General features: G+C 66.2%; 1 pseudogene. It reads right to left on the bottom strand.

Annotated features, from left to right (window positions below):
• Positions 1-548, bottom strand: a pseudogene (locus tag AC1D2F_RS23925) (pyruvate dehydrogenase (acetyl-transferring), homodimeric type); the annotation flags it as partial.

Here is a 548-nt window from a genome sequence, read left to right as displayed (position 1 = left end):
TTGGCCAGCAGGTCATCCCACTCCCGGCCCCAGACCACCTTGATGACGTTCCAGCCGGCGCCGCGGAAGAAGGCCTCGAGTTCCTGCATGATCTTGCCGTTGCCGCGCACCGGTCCGTCGAGGCGCTGGAGGTTGCAGTTGATCACGAAGTTCAGGTTGTCGAGCTTGTCGTTCGCGGCGAGCTGGAGCAGGCCGCGGGACTCGGGCTCGTCCATTTCGCCGTCGCCCAGGAACGCCCAGACCTGCTGGTCCGAGGTGTCCTTGATGCCGCGGTTGTGCAGGTACCGGTTCGACTGCGCCTGGTAGATCGCGTTCATCGGGCCGATGCCCATCGAGACCGTGGGGAATTCCCAGAACTCCGGCATCAGGCGCGGGTGCGGGTAGGAGGACAGGGCGTGGCCTTCCTTGGACTTCTCCTGCCGGAAGCCGTCCAGGTCCTCCTCGGACAGCCGGCCTTCCATGAAGGCGCGGGCGTACATGCCGGGGGAGGCGTGGCCCTGGAAGAAGACCTGGTCCCCGACGCCGGTGTGGTCCTTGCCGCGGAAGAA

This window comes from Arthrobacter sp. P1_B3 (genome assembly GCF_056406615.1).
The sequence above is the reverse complement of the archived record's forward strand: the minus strand, read 5'-3'. Positions and strand labels throughout refer to the sequence as shown.